The following is a 20621-nucleotide window of genomic DNA, read 5'->3' on the forward strand; positions in this document are numbered from 1 at the left end:
GAGGTGTTCGCGACGCTACTTCGAGCAGGTGCCCCGCACGAGGATGCCGCCGACGAGAACACCGGCGAGGGCGATGCCGGCGCCGAGTGCGGCCGACGCGAGAACGGTTGTCGTGGAAGCACCCTCGGGCGCCCGCACCCGCGCGGCGGCTGCCGCGGGAGCCGGGGCCGCCTCCGCGACACCGGCGACCGCCGGTGCCTCGCCGGCCGCCGCGGCGACCTCGGCCGCCGGGATGCCGTTGGCGATCACGCCGTCGATGCCCTTGAAGAACACCCCGGCCATCTTCTTCGCGACGCCGGTGATCATCCGCTGCCCGACGCCGCCGACCATGCCTCCGACGACGGCGTCCGCGTCGTAACTGAGCAGGGTGCCGCCGTCGCGTTCCTCGAGCCGCACCGTCACGTCGGCCTTGACGGTGCCGGGAGCGCCCGCACCCGACGCCGTCATCACGAACGACTCGGGCCGATTCTGCTGCGACAGAATCACTTCGCCGTCATAGGTGCCCTTGATGGACGCGACACCCGCGGTGATGGACAACTTGTAATGGTTGTCGCTGAGTTGCTCGAGGGACTGCACCCCGGGGATGGTCGCCGCGAGGACCCGTCCGTCCTGCAGGTTGTCGTACACGGCCTCCGGTGGGGCCGTCAGTAGGGCGGTGCCGGCGATTCTCATTCGTTCTCCTTGCTCTGTGACGACGCGTGTGCGAGGCGAAGCTCGAACAACTCTGAAGGGGATATCGGCATGGAGGTGATCGGGATGCCTTCGGCGTCCTCGATCGCTGCCGCGATGACGGCGGACGTCGGGATCACGCCCGCCTCGCCTGCGCCCTTCATCCCGAGGGGATTGAGACCGGACGGGGTGACGGTGTGGTCCATCTCGAGCGAGTCGGGCATCTCGGTGACGAACGGCATCAGGAAATCCATGTACGACGCGTTGAGCATCTGGCCGTGCTCGTCGTAGACGATCTTCTCGTACAGCGCGCCGCCGACACCCTGCGCGACGGCGCCCATGACCTGGCCCTCGACGATCCGCGGGTTGATGACGTTGCCGCAGTCGTGGATCACGGCGTACCGCCGCACGTGGATCTCCGCCGTCACCGGATCGGTTTCGACGATCGCCGCGTGCACACCGGACGCGAACGTCGACGTCGGGGGCGAGTAGTAGCCGGTGGCCTCGAGCCCGGGTTGTTCACCCTCCCGGACCGGCGGAATCGTCATGTCCGTATCGGCTTTCGCGAATCCGGTGGCCTGCCGCGACGCGTCGTCGAACGCGTAGCGCAGCGGATTCGACAGCACGGCGACCACACCCAGCGAGATGGACGTGCCCTCGGCGCCGGGCAGCGTGCCGATCTTGCACACGTGCCCACCGCGAAGTTCCAGTTCGGCGGGGTCGAGGTTCAGCGCCTCACCGGCGATCGTGCGGGCCTTCTCCGCCACCATCTGCGCGGCCACGTGGAACGCCGAACCGGACATCACGGCGCCGCGGGACGCGAACGTGCCGACGGCATAACCGAATCGACGGGTGTCGCCGGTGACGATCTCCACGTCCGTGACCGGCACGCCGAGGTCGTCCGCGACGATCTGCGCGAACGCCGTCTGGTGGCCCTGCCCCTGGGTGGTCAGACCCGTTGCGGCCTTGACCTTCCCGGACGTCTCGACGAGGACGTGGGCGCCCTCGTACGGGCCCGGTCCGGTGCCTTCCACGTAGGCGCCGATCCCGATGCCCACGGCCCGGCCTTCGGCCTTCGCCTGTTTCTTGTACTCGGCGAACCCGTCCCAGTCGATGAGCTTCTTGAGCTTGTCGATCCCGGCCTGGTAGTCGCCGGTGTCGTAGATCAGCGGGCGGCCGTCCTGGAAGGTGAGGTGGAAGTCGTACGGCATTTCCTCGGGCCGGATGAAGTTGTGTTCGCGAACCTCGATGACGTCCTTGCCGAGGTATTTCGCGATCGCGTCCATCGCCCGTTCCATCGCGAACACGGCCTGCGGTCGGCCGGCGCCGCGGTAGGGCGTGACGATGACGGTGTTCGTGTAGAGCGAGTACGCGTCCACCCGGAACGATTTCGGCTTGTACGGCCCGAGCACCTGCGTCGACGTGTTCAGCATGACGATGATGCCGTACGGCAGGTAGGCGCCGTTGTCGTGCCAGAACGTGAAGTCGAACGCGAGGAGTGTGCCGTCGTCGTCGAATCCGACCGTCACCTCCTGGATCTGGCCGCGCTCGTGCGCGCTCGACACGAAATGCTCGCGCCGGTCCTCGACCCATTTGACCTCGCTCGAGATGCCCGCCGTCCCGAGCCGCCGCGCGGCCCAGGTGACCATGACCTCCTCCGGCCACGGGTGGACGATCTTGACGCCGAATCCGCCACCGACATCGGGCGCGATGCAGTGGACCTTGTTGTGCGCCATCTTCAGTCGTGCCGCGATCGCGGCGCGAGCCGACGTCGATGTCTGCGTGGACGTCCAGAACGTGAGCGCCTGCTCGTCGGTGTCCCAGCGCGCGTAGACGCCCTTGCCCTCCATCGGCATCGACGCCGACCGCTCGATCTCGAGGTTCAGCGTCAGCCGGTGCGGCGCATTCGCCAGTTCCGCGTCCACGTCGCCGAATCCGTGCTGCAGGTGCGCCGCGACGTTGTCGGGGACGTCCGCGTGCACCGCGTTGTCCGCCTGCCGCGCCACGTCGATACCCACGACCGGTGGGAGCATCTCGTACGTGACGTCGATCTTGGCGCACGCGTCCTCGGCGACGTACCGGTTGTCGGCGACCACCATCGCGATCGCCTCGCCGACATGATTCACCTCGTCCTTGGCGAGCGGATACCCGTTGCGCGGGGCGGTGATCGCCGGATGCGGGATCAGGAGGGGGAGATTCTCCGCCATCTCCGGGGAGTCGTCCACGAGGTCGTCGTACGTGTAGATCGCGTGCACACCGGGCAGGTCGAGCGCGGCATCGATGTCGATCCCCGTGATGCGGGCATGCGCGTGCGGTGACCGGACGAACGCGGCGATGAGCGCGTTGTGACCCAGATCGTCGAGGTAGCGGCCGTTGCCGGACAGGAGCCGGGCGTCCTCCGTGCGGGGAATCGGCTTGCCGAACAACTTCTCCGACGCGGCGGGCGCGTCGGCACCCGTGGTGGGCGCGGGCTCGGTGCGGGGTTTCGTGACGCTCATGCTCGCCCTGCCCTTCCACCGACCGGGTTGGTCGTGCCGCGGACCTTCGGATCGAGTGAGGCCCGTGACGACTCGTCGTCCTCGCCGAGCGGGAACTCGCCCGAACGCTCGCGCTTGATCTCCGCGGCGCGCAGCACGGCCGCCCTGATGTTCTGATATCCGGTGCACCGGCAGAGGTTGCCCGCGATCGCGTCGGTGGCCTCCTCGCGGGTGGGCGAGTCGTTCTCCTCGAGGAACGCTGCGATGGTGGTCACGAAGCCGGGAGTGCAGAATCCGCACTGCAGGCCGTGGCAGTCGATGAACGCCTGCTGCACCGGATGCAGGGTGCCGTCGGGTTCGACGAGACCCTCGACGGTGGTGACCTCCCGGCCCTCGAGGCTCGCCGCGAGCACCAGGCACGACCGCACAGGTTTGCCGTCGAGCAGCACGGTGCATGCGCCGCAGACCCCGTGCTCGCAGCCGACGTGTGTCCCCGTCTGGCGCAGATGGTGCCGGATCGCGTCGGACGCGAGGGTGCGCGACGGCAGCACCACCGTCTGCGTCACCGCGTTGAGCGTGAACGTCACCGCGACGTGCTGTTCACCCGTCTCCTCCTGCAGTCCGGCGAGTTGTTCGTCGATGCTGTGCGTTGCCTTTGCCATGGTCACCTTCCTCCCGCCGACGCGTGCACGGCGGCACCGTCGAGCACTGCATCCTGCGCGGCCGCGAAGCCGACCCGGGCGGTCAGCGCCGCCACCAGCTGCGACCGGTACCGCGCGGTGGCGTGGATGTCGGGCTCGGTGTCGATTCGCTCCCGCGCGAACTCGGACAGATTCCGCCACAACGGGTCCCGGTCGTCCGTCGCGGACGCACCCCGCAGCACGTCCGTGTAGTCGACGACCTCACCGAGCTCGCCGGCCGACACGTACGTCATCCGAGCCTCCGCGACCGCACCGCCTTCGACCCGCACCTGCGCCGCGACCCCGACGAGTGCGTAGTCGCCGTGCCTTCGGGCGATCTCGTCGATCGCCGTCCCGACACCGGGCTCGGCGGCCGGGACGGTGACACTCGTGGCGATCTCGTCCGCCTCGAGCGTCGTCTCGAGCGGCCCGGCGAACAGGTCGGTCGAGCGGATCTCCCGGACCCCGCGCACGGAACGCACGGTGACCGAGCCGCCGAGCAGCGCGAGCACGGCCGGCATCTCGGCGGACGGGTCGGCGTGGACGATCGAGCCGACCGTCGTGCCGCGGTTACGGATGGTCGGGTGCGCGACGAGACGCAGCCCGCGGCCGATCAGCGGCTGCACCTGGGCGGCGCCGCGGTCGGCTTCGAGCACCGAATGGGTGGTCAGTGCGTCGAACGTGACACCGAGCTCGCGTGACGACGACACCGCGTCCAACCGGGGGATCGATCCGATGTCGACGAGGTGCGCCGGCGCGGCCAGCCGCATGGAGAGCAACGGGATCAGCGACTGCCCGCCCGCGAGCACCTTTCCCTCGTGAGCCACGTCCGCGAGGATCTGACAGGCCTCGTCGATCGACCGAGGTCGGTGATAAGTCAGTGGCGACGGTTTCATTCCTCAGATCCTGCCCGTATCGTACGCTCGACGTTTCGTGAACTAGTGACAAAACTCACGTCCCCCCGATGGCAGATCACGTGAGCTGACCGACCCGATCCGGGGCCGTTCCGTCGTCCGCGGTGGGCTTCGGGGCGTGACCGCCGGCCCCCGCGTCGTCGGCGTCCTTCGGTGCGATGACCCGGCACAGGTGGTACATGCCGATCACCACGATCGTGCCGAGCGCGATGCCGCTGAGGGAGAAACTGTCCGTGAAGGTCAGCTCGGTGTCACCGATCGCGATGATCAGGCCGGCGGCGATGGGCATCAGGTTGAGCGGGTTGCCGAAGTCGACGCCGTTCTCCTTCCAGATCTTCGCGCCGAGCAGGCCGATGATCCCGTAGAGCACCACCGTGATTCCGCCGAGCACACCACCGGGGGTCGCGGAGATGACGGCACCGAACTTGGGGGAGAAGCCCAGCAGCATCGCGATGACGCCTGCCGCGGCGTACGCGGCCGTCGAGTACACCTTCGTCGCGGCCATGACGCCGATGTTCTCGGCGTACGTCGTCGTGGGGGATCCGCCGACGCTGGTCGCGATGGTCGTGGCAAGGCCGTCGCCGATCAGGGCGCGTCCCATCATCGGGTCGAGGTCGGTCTTGGTGATCTCGGCGACGGCCTTGACGTGTCCGGCGTTCTCCGCGATCAGGGCGATCACACCGGGCAACACGAGGACGATGAACGTGAGGCTGAACGACGGCGCGTGGATGCCCACGATGCCGTTCGCCTCGTCGGAGAACGGCGGAAGTCCGATCCACGACGCGGAGGAGACGCCGTCCCAGTTGACGCGGAAGTGCTCGGTGACTCCGCCTGCGACCGGGTCGTACGACGTGATCATGCCGGTCGTCAGGTCGAGCACCCACGACAGCACGTATCCGAAGAGCAGCGTCAGGAAGATCGCGACCCGTCCGAGGAATCCGCTGAGCGCGACGCTCGCCACCACCAGCACGACCATCACCGTCAGCGCGACCCACTGGTCCTGCGGCCAGTACGTTCCGGCCACGACCGGGGCCAGGTTGAACCCGATCAGCATGACGACGGCGCCGGTGACCACGGGCGGCAGGATCTTGAACACCACCCCGCCGCCGAGAAAGTGGATCAGCACGCCGATCCCGGCGAGCACGAGACCCGATACCAGGATCGCCCCGGTCACCTGCGCGGAGGTGCCGCCCTGGGCGCGGATGGCGGCGATGCCGCCGACGAACGCGGCCGACGTCCCCAGGTAGCTGGGAATCCGGCCCTTGACGACCAACAGGAAGAAGAGGGTGCAGAAACCCGACAACATTACGGCCAGTTGAGGATTGAGTCCCATGATGATCGGGAAGACGAACGTGGCCCCGAACATCGAGACCACGTGCTGCCCGCCGAGCCCGATCGTGCGACCCCAGCTGAGCCGTTCGCTCGGGGCGACGACCTCCCCGGGCGCGATGGTCTTGCCATCTCCGTGCAGTGTCCAGATAGGCATAGGGGGACCTTTCAGACAGGTGACGGTGCAGGAGTGCCGACGGCCAGCTTCGATGATGTGCCGCATGTCACAGTTGCACCTCGATAGGAGGGAAACGTTATTACAGCGTCAGCCACCCGGCGTGAGAAGAATCTGCCAGTGCGTGCCCGGCGAAATTGGCAACTTTAGGAATTGATGCCGCGCATCGCCATGATCTTGAGGGCGAGCGACAGGTCGAGTCGTAATTCGGGGTGATCGGTGAACGACCCGAGCATCTTCTCCAGCTTCACCACCCGGTACCGCAGGGTGTTGTAGTGAAAGTGGAGTTGACGTGCGGTTTCGGCGATGTTGATGTTGGTGGCGAGCAACACCTCGAGGGTGCGCCGCATGTCCTGCGCCTCGGGTGTGTCGGCCGTCAGTTCGCGGAGGGTCTCGGAGGCGAACGACTCCAGTTCCCGGTCGTCCTCGACGAGGCTCAGCAACCGGTAGACACCGAGATCGTCGAAATGTGTCACGGCCCAGGCGCCGGTGATCTGCCGTCCCACCTTCAGCGCGGTCCGGGCCTGGCCGTAGAGGGCCGGGATGCCGTCCACCGAGTCCGTCGGCCGGGACACGCCCACCCCGAAGGGCCTGCGCCCACCGCCGCCGTCGCCGCGCACGTACGCGACGAGTTCGTGGACGAGGTTCATCGTGTCGGTGCCGACCCCCATCAGGATCACCGTCTCCGTCGCCAGCGCAGTGACCGCGGCACCGGTGTCACGGCCCGCGACGGCACTCGTGAATGCCCGCGCCTGACGCTCGACGAGCGGCATCCGGGTAGGCATCGACGGCTCGTCCTCACCGACCGGATCGGGTTCGATCACCACGACGACCACGGGACGGTCCAGGTCCCAGCCGAACGTCTTGGCATGCGCGACGACGTGCTCGTGTTCGCCGCCGCGGCCGAGCAGCAGGTCCCGCACGAAGTTCGCGCGATGCTTCTCCTCCACCGAGGACACGACCAGTTCACGGGCGACCACCAGGGCGCACACCGCCGCCGCCTGCTCGACGAGATACAGGTCTTCGCTGCGCAGCGGGTGCCCGGTGCTGAAGTGCACCAGCCGCCCGTGATCGATGCCGTTGGCCGAAATCGCTGAGACGGCGATGAACTCGTCGCCCAGCCGGTGCAGGCCGAGCCCGCCCTCCGTCGAATCGGTGCGGACCCGCCCGGTGGAGTCGAGCGCCGCACTCGACGCCAGCCGGTTCAGCTCGGACTCGTCCCCGGCCCGGCACAACTGACGTCCGTCGGGTGTCGTGATCAGCACGGCCCCGCCCAGTTCGCCGTGGACGGCGACGGCGAGTTCGGCGAACCCTCCACCGGCCATCACGACGTCGACGAGCACTCTCCGCAGCCGGTCCGCCTCGAACACGGCGTCGACCTGCCGGGCCGACAACTCCGCGAGCGCACCCGCCAGCGGGTGTGTCTGCGAGTACAGGTCCGCGACCACGACGACGGGAAGCCCGAGTTCGTCGGCCGCGTCGGACATCTCGGCCGGCAGCGTGGCGCCGGGGTCGTCGAGTCGGACGGCGAGCCCGCAGACGCCTCGCCTGTCGAGCCGGGCGAGAAACGCGTCGATCGGCTCGACCAGTCGGCCGAGAACCGCGGACGTGGTGATCAGCAACTGTCCGGTCCGGAGCCACGGTCCGATGTCCGGCACCGCCATCACGGCCACGTTCGACACCTCACGCGAGGTGCCGGTCGCGCCGGCGACCAGGGTCGGGGAGACGAGGAGATCGGACACCAGCACGTCGGCGAACGATTGCGGCGCAACGTCCCGACCAGGCCTGTCGCCGATGTCGGCGGCTGCGCGGAACCCGGGAGCGGAACTACCGACATCCCTCGTCGTCACTGCAACACCCTGCTCACCTGATACGACACTCGCCCCGGACGGCGCGAAAGTGTGACCTTAAGTCTCGACCCGAATACCCGTCAAACGATGGTCACACGGTGCACTCGAGCGGACGGCCGGTCCCGGCCGGTGCGTCACGGTGAATCGGACCGCTCAGCTGCTGGAGCTCGAGCCCGGTGGTGCCCCGGGTCGTCTTCATCATCTCGGCGAGGATCGACACCGCGGTCTCTTCGGGAGTGCGGGCACCCAGGTCGAGGCCGATCGGGGAATGCAGCCGCGCCAGCTCCGCCGTGGTCGTCCCCTGTTCCCACAGCCGCGCGACCCGGCGCTCGTGCGTGGCCCGGCTGCCCATCGCGCCGATGTACGCGGCATCCGATCGCAGGGCCAGCTCCAGCAGTGGGATGTCGAATTTTTCGTCGTGGGTGAGCACCGCGAGGACCGTCCGGTGGTCGACCGGCGCGGTCTCGAGGAACCGGTGCGGCCACATCACGACGACGTCGTCGGCGTCCGGGAACCGGGCGCGCGTCGCGAACACGGCGCGGGCGTCGATCACCGTGACGTGGTAGCCGGCGAACGCGCCGAGCGTGCACATGGCCGCCGCGAAGTCGATGGCCCCGAAGATGTACATCCGCGGTGGGGGCGCGAAGATCTCGACCATGCACACCGTCTCGGACTGCAGCTGATACACCAGCGACTCACCGGCGTCGAGACGACGGCGGACATTCGCGACGTCGGTCTCGGGCAGGTCGAGCTCGCCCGCGGGACCGTCCCCGGTGATCACGCAGCGCCGGGTCCGTGATCCGTCGCCCGTCTCCGTCACGACGGCGATCGACTCACCGCCGCGGATCCGTCGCGCCACATCCGCGAAGTCGGGGAAGTCGTTGTGCCCGATGCGCTGAACGAACACCTCGATGGTGCCGCCGCACGTCAGACCGACACCGATCGCGTCGTCGTCCGCCACGCAGAACACCTCGGTCCGGCTCCGTCCGTCGGCCAGCACGTCCCGCGCCGTCTCGTACAGCGCGCTCTCGACGCACCCACCGGACACACTTCCGAGCACCTCACCGGATTGCGACACGGCCATCGCCGCGCCCGGTGCCCGCGGAGACGACTTCCAGGTGCGCACCACCGTGGCGAGGGCGAAGTTCTCGCCGCGGTCGAACCACGCTTCCAGGCCCGTCAGGATGTCGCGCATCGTCTCGTACTCCTCGGGTGATTCGTCGGGACCCTCACGCTAACCGGAGGCGACCGGCCGACGCGGCACACAATGCGCCGAAAACCCCAGCGGCCGCTTGTGCATTCTCGCCATCGCTATCGATCGGCGGCTCCGCAATTCTCGGACGGTCCCCTTCCTTCACAGAGAACCGAGGATCCACCATGAATCAGTTGCTCAGCGGAATCCGGGTCCTCGACCTCACGCGGGCCCTCGCCGGTCCGCTGTGCACGGCACTGCTGTCCGATTTCGGCGCCGACATCATCAAGGTCGAGACCCGTTCCGGTGGCGACAGTTCCCGGCAGTGGCCGCCGTTCGACGGCAGCGACAGCCTGTACTTCGCCTCTGTCAACCGCGGCAAACGGTCCGTCGCGCTCGACATGCGCAGCGAGCAGGGCCGGAAACTGCTGCGCCGCATGGCCGTCAACGTGGACGTCATCGTCGAGAACTTCCGTCCCGGCGTCCTCGCGGACATGGGGCTCGATCAGGAGTCGCTCGCCGAAGACAATCCCGGCGTGATCGTCATGAGTGTCAGCGGTTTCGGCCCGACCGGACCCGAGCAGTTCTCGCCGGGACTCGATCAGGTGGCGCAGGGCATGTCGGGTCTGATGTCGGTGACCGGCGCGGGCGACCACACGCCGATGCGCGTCGGCGTCCCGATCATCGATACCGTGTCCGGTATCTATGCGGCACTGGGCATCACGGCGGCGCTCGTGTCGCGGGGCAGTGACGGCGCCGGTCATCACGTGCAGACGTCGCTGCTCGAATCGGCCCTGTCGATCATGTCGTTCCAGGCGCAGAACTACCTGAGCACCGGTCGCGTCGCGGAGCCGAACGGCAACACGCACCCGACGATCACGCCGTACGGCACGTTCGACACGGCCGATTTTCCCATCATCATCGCGACCGGCTCGGATCGGCACTGGGAGTCGCTGTGCCAGGTTCTCGGGGATCCCGACCTCGCCGACCGGCCCGAATACCGCACCGGCCAGTCACGACTCGCGCACCGCGATCGGCTCACCAAGGAACTCCTCGAACTGCTGTCCGTGCGGCCGGCCGCCGAATGGGTGACGGCGATTCGCGCGGCGGGTATCCCGTGCGGTCCCGTCCACACGATCGATCAGGCCTTCGCCGACCCTCAGGTGCAGGCGCTGAGAATGGTGCAGCCGGTGGCCACACCTGACGGCGGTGAAGTGCCGCTGGTCCGTGGTCCGTTCTGGGTGGACGACGAGACCCTGCCCATCCGGAATGCGCCGCCGATGGTGCTGGGACAGGACACGGCCGAGGTGCTCGGTGAATTCGGGCTGAGCGACGAAGACATCGCGGGCCTGCGGCGAGACCGGGTGATCTGACACCCGCGTCGGCCGTGGTCGCCTCACAACCGGGCGGCCACGGCCAACGCCACGTGCTCGCACCACGGGCGCGCGACGACCTGCACGCCGATCGGCAACCCGGACCGGGTGCTTCCCACCGGAACGACGATGGACGGCAGACCCGTCACACTGATCGCGCGGCAACTCGCCAGGGCCTGAGACCACGTGAGCGAGTGCCCACCGACGTCGAACAGTTCCTCGCCCAGAGGCGGCGCCGGGATGGAGGCGACGGGAAGGACGAGCACGTCGCCCATCTCGCCGAGCAATCGGTGGACGAGTTCCGCTCGCTGCGCCCACAGTCGCTCGACCAGGCGCCGGTCCACGTCCCGCGCGTCGGCGAGCATCGTGGCGATGTTCGTTCCGAAGTCGGTACCGAGTTCTTCGATGTCGGTGTGGGTTTCGACCGAACGCAACGTCCCGAACAGATCGTTCCCCTCCGACAGCGCCGCTCCCCGGTACGGTCGGGCGCAGAGCCGTCCGGCGGCACCGGCGACGGCCGCGACAATCTCCGTGTCGACCGGGACGGTCCCGTCACCGGGCGCCCACGTGATGTCGAGACCCGGGAGGTCCACCGAAGCCGGGTCCGTCCAGCGGTACTGCCGGGACGAGAGCACCCGAAGCACGAGCGCCGCGTCGTCCAGGGTCCGCGCCATCGGGCCGATCGTCTGCAGTGTGCCGTGCATGGTCGCCGGATTGGTCAACAAGTGATCGCCGGACGGGACGCCGGGATACTGTCCGTCGGGGTCCACCCGTCCGATCGTGGGGCGCACGGACCGCAGTCCCGTGCAGTGGGCTGGCCAGCGGACCGAGCCGCCGAAGTCGGTGCCGAGACCGACGACACTCATCCCGGACGCGATCGCCGCCGCCTCGCCGCCACTCGAACCGCCGGGGGAGCGGGCGACGCCGTCGGGCCGCAGCGGGTTCACGGTGTACCCGAACAGGTCGTTGTGTGTCAGGCCGCTGGCCCCGAACTCCGGGGTGTTCGTCTTCCCGACGAGAATCGCGCCGGCCGCCCTCATCGCGGCCACAGCGGGCGCGTCGACACGCGGCACGTTGTGCTCGAGCGCGCGAGAGCCCGCCGTCGTCCGGACACCTGCGGTCGCGATCAGGTCCTTCACGGTGAACGGGACCCCGGCCAGCGGACCGACGTCCTCCCCTCGGCCGATCCGGGTGTCGACGTCGTCGGCGGCCTGGATCGCCTGATCCTCCGCGACGGTGACGACGGCGTTCAGCTCCGGGTTCCGGGCCTTGATGTGCGCCAGGTGGTCGTCGAGCACCTCGCTCGCGGACACCTCCCGGTTCGTCACCGCGCGGGCGATCGTCTGCGCGTCCGAGCCGACCCAGCTGCCGTCGTTACCCCACACATGTCCTCCTCGGCTCGTGCTCAGGGGTCGACGCTAGACATCGCCGAACCCGAGGCACACGGCCAGTGTGCACAGGAAACCGTCGCCCGAGCTGTGAAGAGTTGATACTTCGCCGCGCCACGGGCTCTGGGAGGATCAGGTGATGCTTTCGCCCTGGGTCCGCCTCGCCGCCGCGCTGTTCGCGGTCAGCTGGGGTGCCAACCAGTTCGCCCCGATGCAGCTCGTCTACCGCGAACATCTCGGTCTCGGCAACGGCTCGTTCACCGCGATGCTCGCGTCGTACGTCGTCGGGCTGGTACCCGCCCTGCTGTACTTCGGGCGCGTGTCCGACCGGTACGGCCGGCGCGCGGTGATCCGCCCGATGATCCCCGTCGGCATCGTCTCCTCCCTCGTCCTCATCGCGGGCGCCGCCGTCCCCGACCTGCTCTACCTGGGCCGGGTGCTGGCCGGACTCGCCTCCGGCATGGCGTTCGGCGCCGGAACCGCCTGGATGAAGGAACTCAGCTCCACCGCGCCCGCCGGGGCGGGTGCACGCCGCGCCGCCGTGTCGTTGTCCGCGGGATTCGGCTGCGGAGCCCTGTTCGCCGGCGTGATCGCGCAGTGGCTCCCCGCCCCCGAACTGCTCCCGTACCTGGTGCACATCGCGTTGATGCTCGGGGCCGTGGCGTTGGTGTGGGCGGTGCCCGACGTGCGGGCCCGGGCGACCGACCTCACCGCCACACCCCTGTCGGCGCTGGCGACACCCCAGTTCCGGTGGGGCATCGCGCCCTGGGCGCCGTGGGTGTTCGGTGTGGCGACCGTGTCGTTCGCGACCCTTCCGCCGCTCGTCTCCGAGTCGCTGCGGTCCACGTCGGTGGCCTTCACCGGGCTCGTCGCGGCGCTGACCCTGATCACCGGGGCGATGATCCAGCCGTGGGCCAAACGGTGGTCGCAGCAGGACGACGCCGCCGCCGGGATCCGGGTCGGCATCACCCTCGGGGTGCTGGGCTTCGGCGCCGCGACCGTGGTCGCGTACACGGACGGTGCGCCGGCCGTCGCCGCGATCGTCGTCGCGGCCTTCCTCCTCGGATCCTGCTACGGCATCCTGCTCGGATCCGGTCTGGCGTCCGTCGAAAGACTGGCACCGGCAGACGAACTCGCACAGACCGTGGCGGTGTTCTACTGCCTGATTTACGTCGGCTTCACCGTCCCGTTCGTCATCTCACTACTCGCCCCGCACGTCGGTTACGCCGCCTGCTTCGTGGGGGCGGCACTGCTGATGCTGCTGTCCGTGGCAGTGGGCCGGAAGGTGAAGGACCGGCACCTCACCCACACGTGAGTGGCGAAGCGTGCCCGGGCACGCTTCGCCACTCACCTACGGAGGGTCCTACCGTTCGGTCGCGCCGCACTCGCCGCATGCGGGCACCAGCGCCTCACTGCGCGGCTGCGGCGCACCGGCCCGCGACCGCACCGGGAGCAGCGGCGGCCACGGCCAGTGCTGGCCGAGGCGGCCCCGCGCACGCAGGAAGCCGAGACCGAGCACGAGCCCGAAGATCAGGTGCCCGATCAGCGACAACGTGATCGTCGTCGGCGTGAGCGGGAACATGTCGTGCTGTCCGTGTGGCGACAGGGCGACCGTTCCGATGAGCCCGGCCCACACCGGGAACACCGCGAAGGTGACGAACGCGAGGATGACGACGCGGCGCGACCGATGCTGGAGGCCGAGTGCGAGGGCGACGAGGAAGAAGGCGATTCCGATGCCGCCGCCGTCACCGAGATACCGCCACAGGTAGCCGACGATCGCGCCGGTCCGGGTGTCGGTTCCCGAGTGCAGCCACGTCCCCATTTTCGGAATGAAGTCGCCCCACAGCCCGAGCAGATACACGGTGTCGAGGCGGAAGACGTCGTAGGCCAGACACGCGAACATGCCCCAGCCGAGGCCGTGGCCGACGATGCGGTCGATCGGGTGCGGAGCGAACACGCACAACACGGCGAGGGTGGCGGCGAGCGGAATGATCACCAGCGCACCGGTGGCATTCATCGGCACGACGCCGAACACCTGCGCCGAGATCGCGAGCAGCGGCAGGGAGGCGAGCAGCAGATACAGGCCGATCCGGGCGAAGGCCCAGTGGTGACGGACCGCCTTCCGGACGGATTCGACGGCGGGCAACGCCACGCCCGGCGGATCGTGTTCGTGGACGTCGGGGACGGTGGTGCCGAGGATGCGGGGCATGCGACGGATTCCTTTCGATCGAGGGACTTCTCTCTCCGAGTGGTCGGTTTTCGAGATCCCCAGCGTCCGACGAGTGCCCGGCATTCGAATAGTCCCCCGAGGGGTGGTGGTAGCCACCCCTGTACGTGCGTCCCGTCAGTAGGCGCGCCCGAAGATCACCCGCTTGCCATACGCCGACGCCGCGCCGCATCGCACGCACACACCTGTCTCCGGTTCGCCGCCGAGGGGAACACATCGCGGGGTGGCAGCGGTGAGGGACTTGATCTCCTCCTCGCACGCGGCAATCCCGCAGTGCAGGGCCAGTGCCCACCCGGTCGACACCGCGTCCGCGAAATCCGTCCAGTTGTCGACGGTTCGGGCGTGGCCGTCACGGAACGCGGTGGCGCGAGCGAGCAGGAAGGCCTGAAAGTCGTCCAGGACCCCGGGCATGGCCTCGGGCAGGGAGTCGATCGGCACGGCCTGCTTACCGTCGTCGCCGAGTCGTTTCACCATCATCACGGTGCCGTCCTCCAGATCTCGCGGGCCGAGCTCGAGCCGGACCGGGACGCCGCGCATCTCCCATTCGTTGTATTTGAAACCCGGGGTGAGGTGGGGGCGGGCATCGACATGGGTCCGTACCCCCACCGACCGCAGGCGGTGAGCCAACTCGTCGGCCGCGCCCTCGACCGCGACGTTGCCGCCGCGGGTGATCGGCACGATCACCACCTGGTGGGGCGCCAACCGCGGCGGGAACACCAGGCCCTTGTCGTCGCCGTGCGTCATGACGATGCCACCGATCATCCGGGTGCTCATCCCCCAGGACGTGGTGTGACACAACTCCTCTCGTCCAGTCTCGCTGGTGAACCGTATGTCGAACGCCGACGCGAACTTGGTGCCCATGTAATGCGAGGTGCCGGACTGCAGCGCACGACCGTCCCGCATCATGCCCTCGATCGTGTAGGTCGCCACCGCACCCGCGAACCGTTCGCCGGGTGTCTTCTCACCCGGGACGACCGGGATCGCGGCCAACTCACGCGCCACCTCGTGGTAGATGTCCAGCGCCAGCATCGTCTCGCGGCGGGCGGACGCCTCGTCGACGTGCGCGGTGTGACCCTCCTGCCACAGAAACTCTGTGGTGCGCAGAAACATTCGCGGCCGTAGCTCCCACCGCACCACATTCGCCCATTGATTCAACAGCAGTGGCAGGTCGCGGTGCGAGCTGATCCACTTGGCCATCATCTCGCCGATGATCGTCTCAGACGTCGGCCGCACCACCAACGGCTCCTCGAGAACCTTCCCGCCGACATGGGTGACCACCGCCAGTTCCGGGGAGAACCCTTCGACGTGTTCGGCCTCCCGGCCCAGGTAACTCTCCGGAATCAGCAACGGGAAGTATGCGTTCTCGTGACCGGTGTCCTTGATGCGACGATCCAGCTCCGACTGCAACAGCTCCCACAGCCGGTACCCGTACGGCCGGATCACCATGGTGCCCTTGGCCGGACCTCGATCCACCAGGCCCGCCTTGAAGACCACCTCGTTGTACCAGGCAGCGAAGTCCTCACTCTGGGCTGTCACACCACGCTCATCCCGTGCCATGCCCAGACAGACTACTCGGGAGGCGCATGCCACGGTCGGTCCTGGGGCACCCGGCCGCCGGCCGCCCGGGCTGCGGCGACAAGATTGATCGACTACATCTCGACGTGCCGAGAACCTGCGCGGGGTCGTACCCCACAGTCTCGTCGAGTCCACAGCATGCCTCCACAACCGACCACGGTGGGCCGAATACTCACCTCCCGTGAACTTCCCGGTTGCCAGATCATTTCTGGCCGGCAGCGGCCGGAGCTTCCCCGCTGTCTGTATCAACCAGAGATGTGTAGGCCACGATGTTGGACAGGTAGCTACGGGCGTCCGCGTCGTACTCTCCCCCACAGGTGACCAGTTGCAGCGTTTCATCACCGTGAGAGCCGTACACCTCCTCGGCCGGGAACTCCGTCTTCGGATACGTCTCCACCCTGGTGACCGCGAAATGAGCGATGGTGCCGTCGGCCAAGCTCACCTCGATCGAATCTCCCGCCTCGAGGTCTTTCAATCGGTAGAACACCGCCGGACCCTCATAGGAATCGACGTGCCCCAGGATCACTGCCGAACCCAGCTGGCCCGGAGCCGGCCCGAACTTGTACCACCCCGGCTTGTCGAAATCGGCGGGCACCTCGACTGTTTCGTCGGGATTGAGACCAAGAGTGATGAGTGTTTCGTCCACCCCCAGTGCAGGGATCCGCAACGCGACCGGTGCCGGGCCGGACGCCCCGTCGGAGGGCGCCGGCACGGTGTCGGTCACGGATGGCTGTCCGAGCTGGGGATCTCCCGACTCCTGATAGCTGCGCAGGGCGAGGACAGCCGTCGCGATGAGTATCAGGACCGCTGCCACCACCCACCAGCGTTTCACCCTGCCCATCGCCCCCTCGAGCCCTGGCCACTCGGGGCCCGGGACGGGCTCGGGGTATTCGGGGCTCGGGTCGCTCATCGCTGCCTCCTGCGCAGTCGGGCCCCCTGGCCTGCCGCTATGCCCGATCCGGCCAGGGCCAGACCTGCGAGGGAGCGGAGAACGTTGTCATCTGAGTGGGGAGTGGTGCCGCCAGCCCCCGTTTCCGGATGCCCCTTGGGGATGATGTATCCGTTGCCACCGGGGCCGCCCTTGCCTCCGCCGCCGGATCCGCCTTGTTCGCCGGGTCCGCCTTGCTCACCCGGGCCACCTTGCTCACCCGGGCCACCTTGTTCGTCGGGTCCGCCCTGCTCACCAGGTCCACCAGGACCGCCGGGGGGAGCGGGGGGAGCCGGAGGAGCCGGAGGAGCGGGGGGAGCCGGAGGGCCGGGGGGTGCCGGCGGGCCCGGAGGAGCGGGAGGGCCGGGAATTCCGGGGACACCGGGGATGCCGGGGACACCGGGGATGCCGGGGACACCGGGGATGCCTCCGCCGGGGGGGATCGGAATGGGGATGGGAATCGGAATGGGAATCGGAATGATGGGACCGTTGGTGACGGTCGTAGTAGTGGTGGTCGGCGGTGCCGTGGTTGTCGTGGTCGGCGGCGGTGTCGTCGTGGACGTCGGCGGCGGCGTGACGCAGTTGGGCCGGGTGATGGTGTTGGTGTCCAGAGTGACTGCGCCGTTGCGTGCCAAGACGCGTCCGTTCACGGTGGTGCCGGTCTGCACCGAGATCGAGGTCAACGCCATGATGGTTCCGACGAAGGTGGTGTTGGTCCCCAGGGTCGCTGAGCTACCCACCTGCCAGAACACGTTGCATGGGGAGGCCCCGTTGATGAGAGCGACCGTGCTGCCCGACGCGGTGATCAACGTGGACCCGGCCTGAAAAATAAACACCGAGTTGGGATCACCCTGCGCATCGAGGGTGACGGTGCCGGTCAGTCCCATCGGGCCGGCCGTGTTGTAGGTGCCATCGACCAGAGTCAGGCCACCGAGATCGGGGGGCGCCGCCGCGGTGGCCGGCCGGCCGGCCGCATCGTTGTATGCCGTCGTCAGATCGGATTGAGCCTGCAGCGCAACGGCATCGGCAACGTGTTGCGTGCCGTTGATCACCGTTCCCGGCGGAAAGCCGGTGACCGCGCTGCCCGGACTGACACCCAGGTCCCCGGAGATGATCGACGGGCCGGTGTTGGTGACCGTTTGGCCCGCCAATATCGCGAAGGAGTTGGCTGTCCCCAGTCCGACCGGAGGATGAGCCGCTGACGCGACTCCACCGAAGACGATCACAGCCGTGGCGGTCGCCATGGCCGCCCCCGCCACAAACCAGCGACGCCGAGAACGCGCCTGGATCGAAGTGTGCACCGATGTCACGAATTTCCCCTCACCGTGGAGCGGTTGATGGCAGGAATCATTCGCAAACCACCCGGTATGTGTCAACGACCGGCGCGGTGTGTCGGTTATTAATTAATTTACGACCGAATAGCGAATCCACGCCTTCGCGGGAATTCGTCGATTTGGAACTGTCGCCCGAAGAGGTGTGACCGCCGCAGTTACGGAGAAAAGTACTGTTCTTCACAAGAACTAGAAGCGCGCGCCTGAGCAGGAGAACCCGGATCGGACCTGGCAGTGCGCGTTTCGCTTTCGGTTGGACGTACAGCAAGGTTCGCTTCTTTATGCTGGTTGGACGTACAGCAAGGTTCGCTAATTTATATGGGTTGGACGTTCGATAAGTTAGATTGAAATATTGTTACCAAGCTACATTGCATGCCATTTCATACCGGCGGTACGGTACCCGGCGTCAAAACAATTACAGAAACGGTGAGCGTCCCTTTTCTCGGGCCGATGTCACAAATCTCGTATTGGTTTATTTTTCCGGTAACAAGTTACATTGCGATCACGCGTGCTATCTTTCAATGTGTCAGCTTCAAGTTCCGTCCGCTCTGGTCGTAAATGTGGGCGACAGAATTTTTCCGATACTTCGCGTAACACTCAACATGTGCCTGCAAAGTCAGCCCTCCCGGACTGAACACGCGAGGGTGCGGCACCGAGGCCGCCGATCTCGTCGAACAGCTACCTCATCGGTACGTCAAGGAGATGAAGATGGGCAACGAGCACTCCGCGGGAGCATCCGACACCGTGCTGCAGATCGCGGCGCCGGATTGTGATTCGGATCCGCTCTTCCCGAGTACTACAGCCGAGGCCGCTCCGGTCTCCGTCGGTGCGGCGAAACTCCCGCAGTTCTCCGCGCGCGTGGACCCGGAGTTGCTGCGGCAGGTGAAGATCGAAGTAGCCACCCGCGGGACGACTTTGCAGGCTGCGACGGCCGAAGCATTCAGGCTGTGGCTGTCGTCGAAGTAGCCCCGACCGGGACGTCCGATCTCGCCTCCGGCCCCGAGCCGCACAGATTCATCGGTACGGATCGTCTCGACAACTGCGGGAATGGGTGCCGGCAGCGCCGAAACAGAATGAACAGCCGAGGCCCGGCACCCAAGAATCCGAAGGCGAGTAGCCAGCGTGAATTACTCGCCACTTGGCCGACTCCGCCACAACCATCAATCTGGAGACGAAGTGACCTGACGGCGGCGCGCGGCATTCGGTTACGGGTACCAATATCTGGTTACCGCCGAGGAGTTGCTCAGAGCCAAGGGATCTGAGCGAGGGCTTCGGTGGCCTCCTCCAGGTCGACAACGGACCCGGGCGGTCATTCCCCCGGGTGCCGGTCAAGGGCGTCCCAGGCGGTGCGCTGCTCGCACAGTTCGCCGATGGCGGCGACCGCGGTGCCTGTGTGCGGGTCGACCCACGCCGGTTCTTCCTGGCGGAGGCGGGGGTTGAGGATGTGCCGTCCTCGCGATGGCCATTGGATGAACTCGTAGCCGGTCAGCTCGCCTTGCGCGGTGTCGGCGACCCAGACCGTGGCCTGCGGGTAGGGGGCTTCCATCGAAACGCCTTGGCAGAGGTTGAACCCACCGACCCCCGGCCCTCGCCAGCCGATGGTGACGGCGTACTGGTCAGTGATCGCGAGTTCCCACACCAGACGTTCTACCTGCACGTCGCGTCCGTATCGCAGGCACCACAGATCGCGGGCAACGGCTGCGATCGCGAGCAGCCACGCAGCCGGCGGCTCAAAGCCCGGAGTCTCGTAGAAGTCCGGACCGTCGTCGGTCATAACGAAGCGCCACACCAAACTGTCCTGGTTCCATTCCGAGATCGGCATGGAACGATCATCGCGGTCGATGACTTCCCGCGATGCGCTTTGACCTACGGGATGGGATGGGAAGGTGACACTTTTTGCATGTTGAGCAACGTATTTCGTTCGCGATCCGGGCGGCGTGAACCCAGGACCCCAGCGGCCGTCGTCACCATCGACCGAGCCTGAGTCCGTCATCCGTTCCGCTGCCGCGCCCAGCCGCATTGTGTGTTCGTTTTTTTCGTTTTATGGTGAGGTATGGGCGCTGGGACGAACCACACGGTATTGCCGCCGGCCACCGACGATCGGGATCTTCTCGCAGCGCTGAAGGCCGTTCTTGCTGGTTCCGAGGAGGTGTCGATCTCGTCCCCGGGCGGGTCGGTGCCGTTGCCGGACAGTGTCCGGGGTTTGCTCGTCGACGCGGTTGCTGCTTTGGATCGGGGTCAGGCGGTGACGGTGGAACCGCATCGCACGATGTTGACGACGCAGGAGGCTGCGGACCTGTTGGGGATTACGCGGCCGACGTTGGTGCGATTGTTGGAAGCGGGGAAGATCCCATACACCTCGCCCGGCCGGCATCGGCGGGTGGAGTTGGCGGACGTGCTCGCATTCCAGCAGGGTGAGCGGGCGCGTCGGGGCCAGGTGTTCGAGGAGATGGCGCACGAGGAACCCCCGGACCCGGGCGATGCCGCTGACGGCTTCGTGTCGACTCGTTGAT

At 67.5% G+C, this 20621-nt stretch carries 17 protein-coding genes; 4 read left to right on the top strand and 13 right to left on the bottom strand.

The features are described 5' to 3' along the window. Positions 1-15 precede the first annotated feature (15 nt). The 7 genes from PSR88_RS17760 to PSR88_RS17790 all read right to left on the bottom strand — a co-directional run bounded on the left by PSR88_RS17760 (position 16) and on the right by PSR88_RS17790 (position 9289). Positions 16-672: an SRPBCC family protein gene (locus tag PSR88_RS17760; protein ID WP_016884826.1), complete on the bottom strand. Its 657-nt coding sequence runs from the start codon at positions 670-672 to the stop codon at positions 16-18. Beyond that, positions 669-3167: an aerobic carbon-monoxide dehydrogenase large subunit gene (gene cutA, locus PSR88_RS17765; RefSeq protein WP_011596113.1), complete on the bottom strand. Its 2499-nt coding sequence runs from the start codon at positions 3165-3167 to the stop codon at positions 669-671. The genes PSR88_RS17760 and cutA overlap by 4 nt, the downstream gene beginning before the upstream one ends. Then, entirely contained in the window at positions 3164-3808 is a 645-nt protein-coding gene (locus tag PSR88_RS17770; RefSeq protein WP_009476490.1) for a (2Fe-2S)-binding protein, read from the bottom strand. Before PSR88_RS17770 ends, cutA begins: the two co-directional genes overlap by 4 nt. 2 nt (positions 3809-3810) lie before the next feature. Next, on the bottom strand, positions 3811-4722 hold the full coding sequence (locus PSR88_RS17775) for an FAD binding domain-containing protein (protein WP_016884825.1): 912 nt from the start codon (positions 4720-4722) through the stop codon (positions 3811-3813). A 76-nt stretch (positions 4723-4798) separates the two neighbouring features. Next, a complete protein-coding gene (locus PSR88_RS17780; RefSeq protein ID WP_029539762.1) occupies positions 4799-6226 on the bottom strand; it encodes a uracil-xanthine permease family protein in 1428 nt (475 codons plus the stop codon). 164 nt (positions 6227-6390) lie between these two features. After that, positions 6391-8094, bottom strand: a complete 1704-nt coding sequence (locus tag PSR88_RS17785) for a PucR family transcriptional regulator (protein WP_029539761.1) — start codon at positions 8092-8094, stop codon at positions 6391-6393. A 91-nt stretch (positions 8095-8185) separates the two neighbouring features. Further along, positions 8186-9289: an XdhC family protein gene (locus PSR88_RS17790; RefSeq protein ID WP_016884823.1), complete on the bottom strand. Its 1104-nt coding sequence runs from the start codon at positions 9287-9289 to the stop codon at positions 8186-8188. A gap of 182 nt (positions 9290-9471) precedes the next feature. On the opposite strand from PSR88_RS17790, the gene PSR88_RS17795 reads away from it, so the two are divergent. Beyond that, complete coding sequence (locus PSR88_RS17795) at positions 9472-10659, top strand: CaiB/BaiF CoA transferase family protein (protein ID WP_016884822.1); 1188 nt, start codon at positions 9472-9474, stop codon at positions 10657-10659. 23 nt (positions 10660-10682) lie between these two features. On the opposite strand, the gene PSR88_RS17800 is transcribed toward PSR88_RS17795, so the two are convergent. Then, positions 10683-12044: an amidase gene (locus tag PSR88_RS17800; protein WP_016884821.1), complete on the bottom strand. Its 1362-nt coding sequence runs from the start codon at positions 12042-12044 to the stop codon at positions 10683-10685. Positions 12045-12186: 142 nt separating this feature from the next. Between PSR88_RS17800 and PSR88_RS17805 the strand changes: the two genes are divergently transcribed. After that, the gene (locus PSR88_RS17805; protein ID WP_016884820.1) at positions 12187-13362 is read left to right on the top strand and encodes an MFS transporter; all 1176 of its coding nucleotides are present in this window, start codon (positions 12187-12189) and stop codon (positions 13360-13362) included. Between the two features lie 48 nt (positions 13363-13410). Here PSR88_RS17805 and PSR88_RS17810 read toward each other — a convergent pair whose 3' ends face one another. The 4 genes from PSR88_RS17810 to PSR88_RS17825 form a co-directional block, all read right to left on the bottom strand. Beyond that, positions 13411-14256 carry a hypothetical protein gene (locus PSR88_RS17810; protein ID WP_009476499.1) on the bottom strand — a complete coding sequence of 282 codons (846 nt, stop codon included), beginning with the start codon at positions 14254-14256 and terminating at the stop codon, positions 13411-13413. A gap of 135 nt (positions 14257-14391) precedes the next feature. Further along, on the bottom strand, positions 14392-15831 hold the full coding sequence (proS, locus tag PSR88_RS17815; protein WP_020476873.1) for a proline--tRNA ligase: 1440 nt from the start codon (positions 15829-15831) through the stop codon (positions 14392-14394). Positions 15832-16051: 220 nt separating this feature from the next. Beyond that, positions 16052-16759 carry a class F sortase gene (locus PSR88_RS17820; RefSeq protein WP_011596124.1) on the bottom strand — a complete coding sequence of 236 codons (708 nt, stop codon included), beginning with the start codon at positions 16757-16759 and terminating at the stop codon, positions 16052-16054. After that, positions 16756-18021, bottom strand: coding sequence for an ice-binding family protein (locus PSR88_RS17825; RefSeq protein WP_083853144.1), 1266 nt, complete (start codon positions 18019-18021; stop codon positions 16756-16758). Before PSR88_RS17825 ends, PSR88_RS17820 begins: the two co-directional genes overlap by 4 nt. Positions 18022-18810: 789 nt before the next feature. Here PSR88_RS17825 and PSR88_RS17830 point away from each other — a divergent pair. Further along, positions 18811-19074 carry a hypothetical protein gene (locus PSR88_RS17830; RefSeq protein WP_016884814.1) on the top strand — a complete coding sequence of 88 codons (264 nt, stop codon included), beginning with the start codon at positions 18811-18813 and terminating at the stop codon, positions 19072-19074. A 343-nt stretch (positions 19075-19417) separates the two neighbouring features. On the opposite strand, the gene PSR88_RS17835 is transcribed toward PSR88_RS17830, so the two are convergent. Next, entirely contained in the window at positions 19418-19930 is a 513-nt protein-coding gene (locus tag PSR88_RS17835; RefSeq protein ID WP_016884813.1) for a hypothetical protein, read from the bottom strand. A 231-nt stretch (positions 19931-20161) separates the two neighbouring features. On the opposite strand from PSR88_RS17835, the gene PSR88_RS17840 reads away from it, so the two are divergent. Then, positions 20162-20620, top strand: coding sequence for a helix-turn-helix domain-containing protein (locus tag PSR88_RS17840; protein ID WP_011596129.1), 459 nt, complete (start codon positions 20162-20164; stop codon positions 20618-20620). The last annotated feature ends 1 nt before the right edge of the window (position 20621 follow it).

Origin of the sequence: Rhodococcus sp. DK176, assembly GCF_038447315.2 — a bacterium.
Taxonomy (GTDB): domain Bacteria; phylum Actinomycetota; class Actinomycetes; order Mycobacteriales; family Mycobacteriaceae; genus Rhodococcus_F; species Rhodococcus_F jostii_A.

Coding starts and splice junctions, on each gene's coding strand:
- PSR88_RS17805 (WP_016884820.1), top strand. CDS start 12,187: ATGCTTTCGCCCTGGGTCCGCCTCGCCGCCGCGCTGTTCGCGGTCAGC.
- PSR88_RS17775 (WP_016884825.1), bottom strand. CDS start 4,722: ATGAAACCGTCGCCACTGACTTATCACCGACCTCGGTCGATCGACGAG.
- PSR88_RS17780 (WP_029539762.1), bottom strand. CDS start 6,226: ATGCCTATCTGGACACTGCACGGAGATGGCAAGACCATCGCGCCCGGG.
- cutA (WP_011596113.1), bottom strand. CDS start 3,167: ATGAGCGTCACGAAACCCCGCACCGAGCCCGCGCCCACCACGGGTGCC.
- PSR88_RS17835 (WP_016884813.1), bottom strand. CDS start 19,930: ATGCCGATCTCGGAATGGAACCAGGACAGTTTGGTGTGGCGCTTCGTT.
- PSR88_RS17840 (WP_011596129.1), top strand. CDS start 20,162: ATGGGCGCTGGGACGAACCACACGGTATTGCCGCCGGCCACCGACGAT.
- PSR88_RS17790 (WP_016884823.1), bottom strand. CDS start 9,289: ATGCGCGACATCCTGACGGGCCTGGAAGCGTGGTTCGACCGCGGCGAG.
- PSR88_RS17810 (WP_009476499.1), bottom strand. CDS start 14,256: ATGCCCCGCATCCTCGGCACCACCGTCCCCGACGTCCACGAACACGAT.
- PSR88_RS17830 (WP_016884814.1), top strand. CDS start 18,811: ATGAAGATGGGCAACGAGCACTCCGCGGGAGCATCCGACACCGTGCTG.
- PSR88_RS17770 (WP_009476490.1), bottom strand. CDS start 3,808: ATGGCAAAGGCAACGCACAGCATCGACGAACAACTCGCCGGACTGCAG.
- proS (WP_020476873.1), bottom strand. CDS start 15,831: ATGGCACGGGATGAGCGTGGTGTGACAGCCCAGAGTGAGGACTTCGCT.
- PSR88_RS17820 (WP_011596124.1), bottom strand. CDS start 16,759: ATGAGCGACCCGAGCCCCGAATACCCCGAGCCCGTCCCGGGCCCCGAG.
- PSR88_RS17825 (WP_083853144.1), bottom strand. CDS start 18,021: ATGGCGACCGCCACGGCTGTGATCGTCTTCGGTGGAGTCGCGTCAGCG.
- PSR88_RS17760 (WP_016884826.1), bottom strand. CDS start 672: ATGAGAATCGCCGGCACCGCCCTACTGACGGCCCCACCGGAGGCCGTG.
- PSR88_RS17795 (WP_016884822.1), top strand. CDS start 9,472: ATGAATCAGTTGCTCAGCGGAATCCGGGTCCTCGACCTCACGCGGGCC.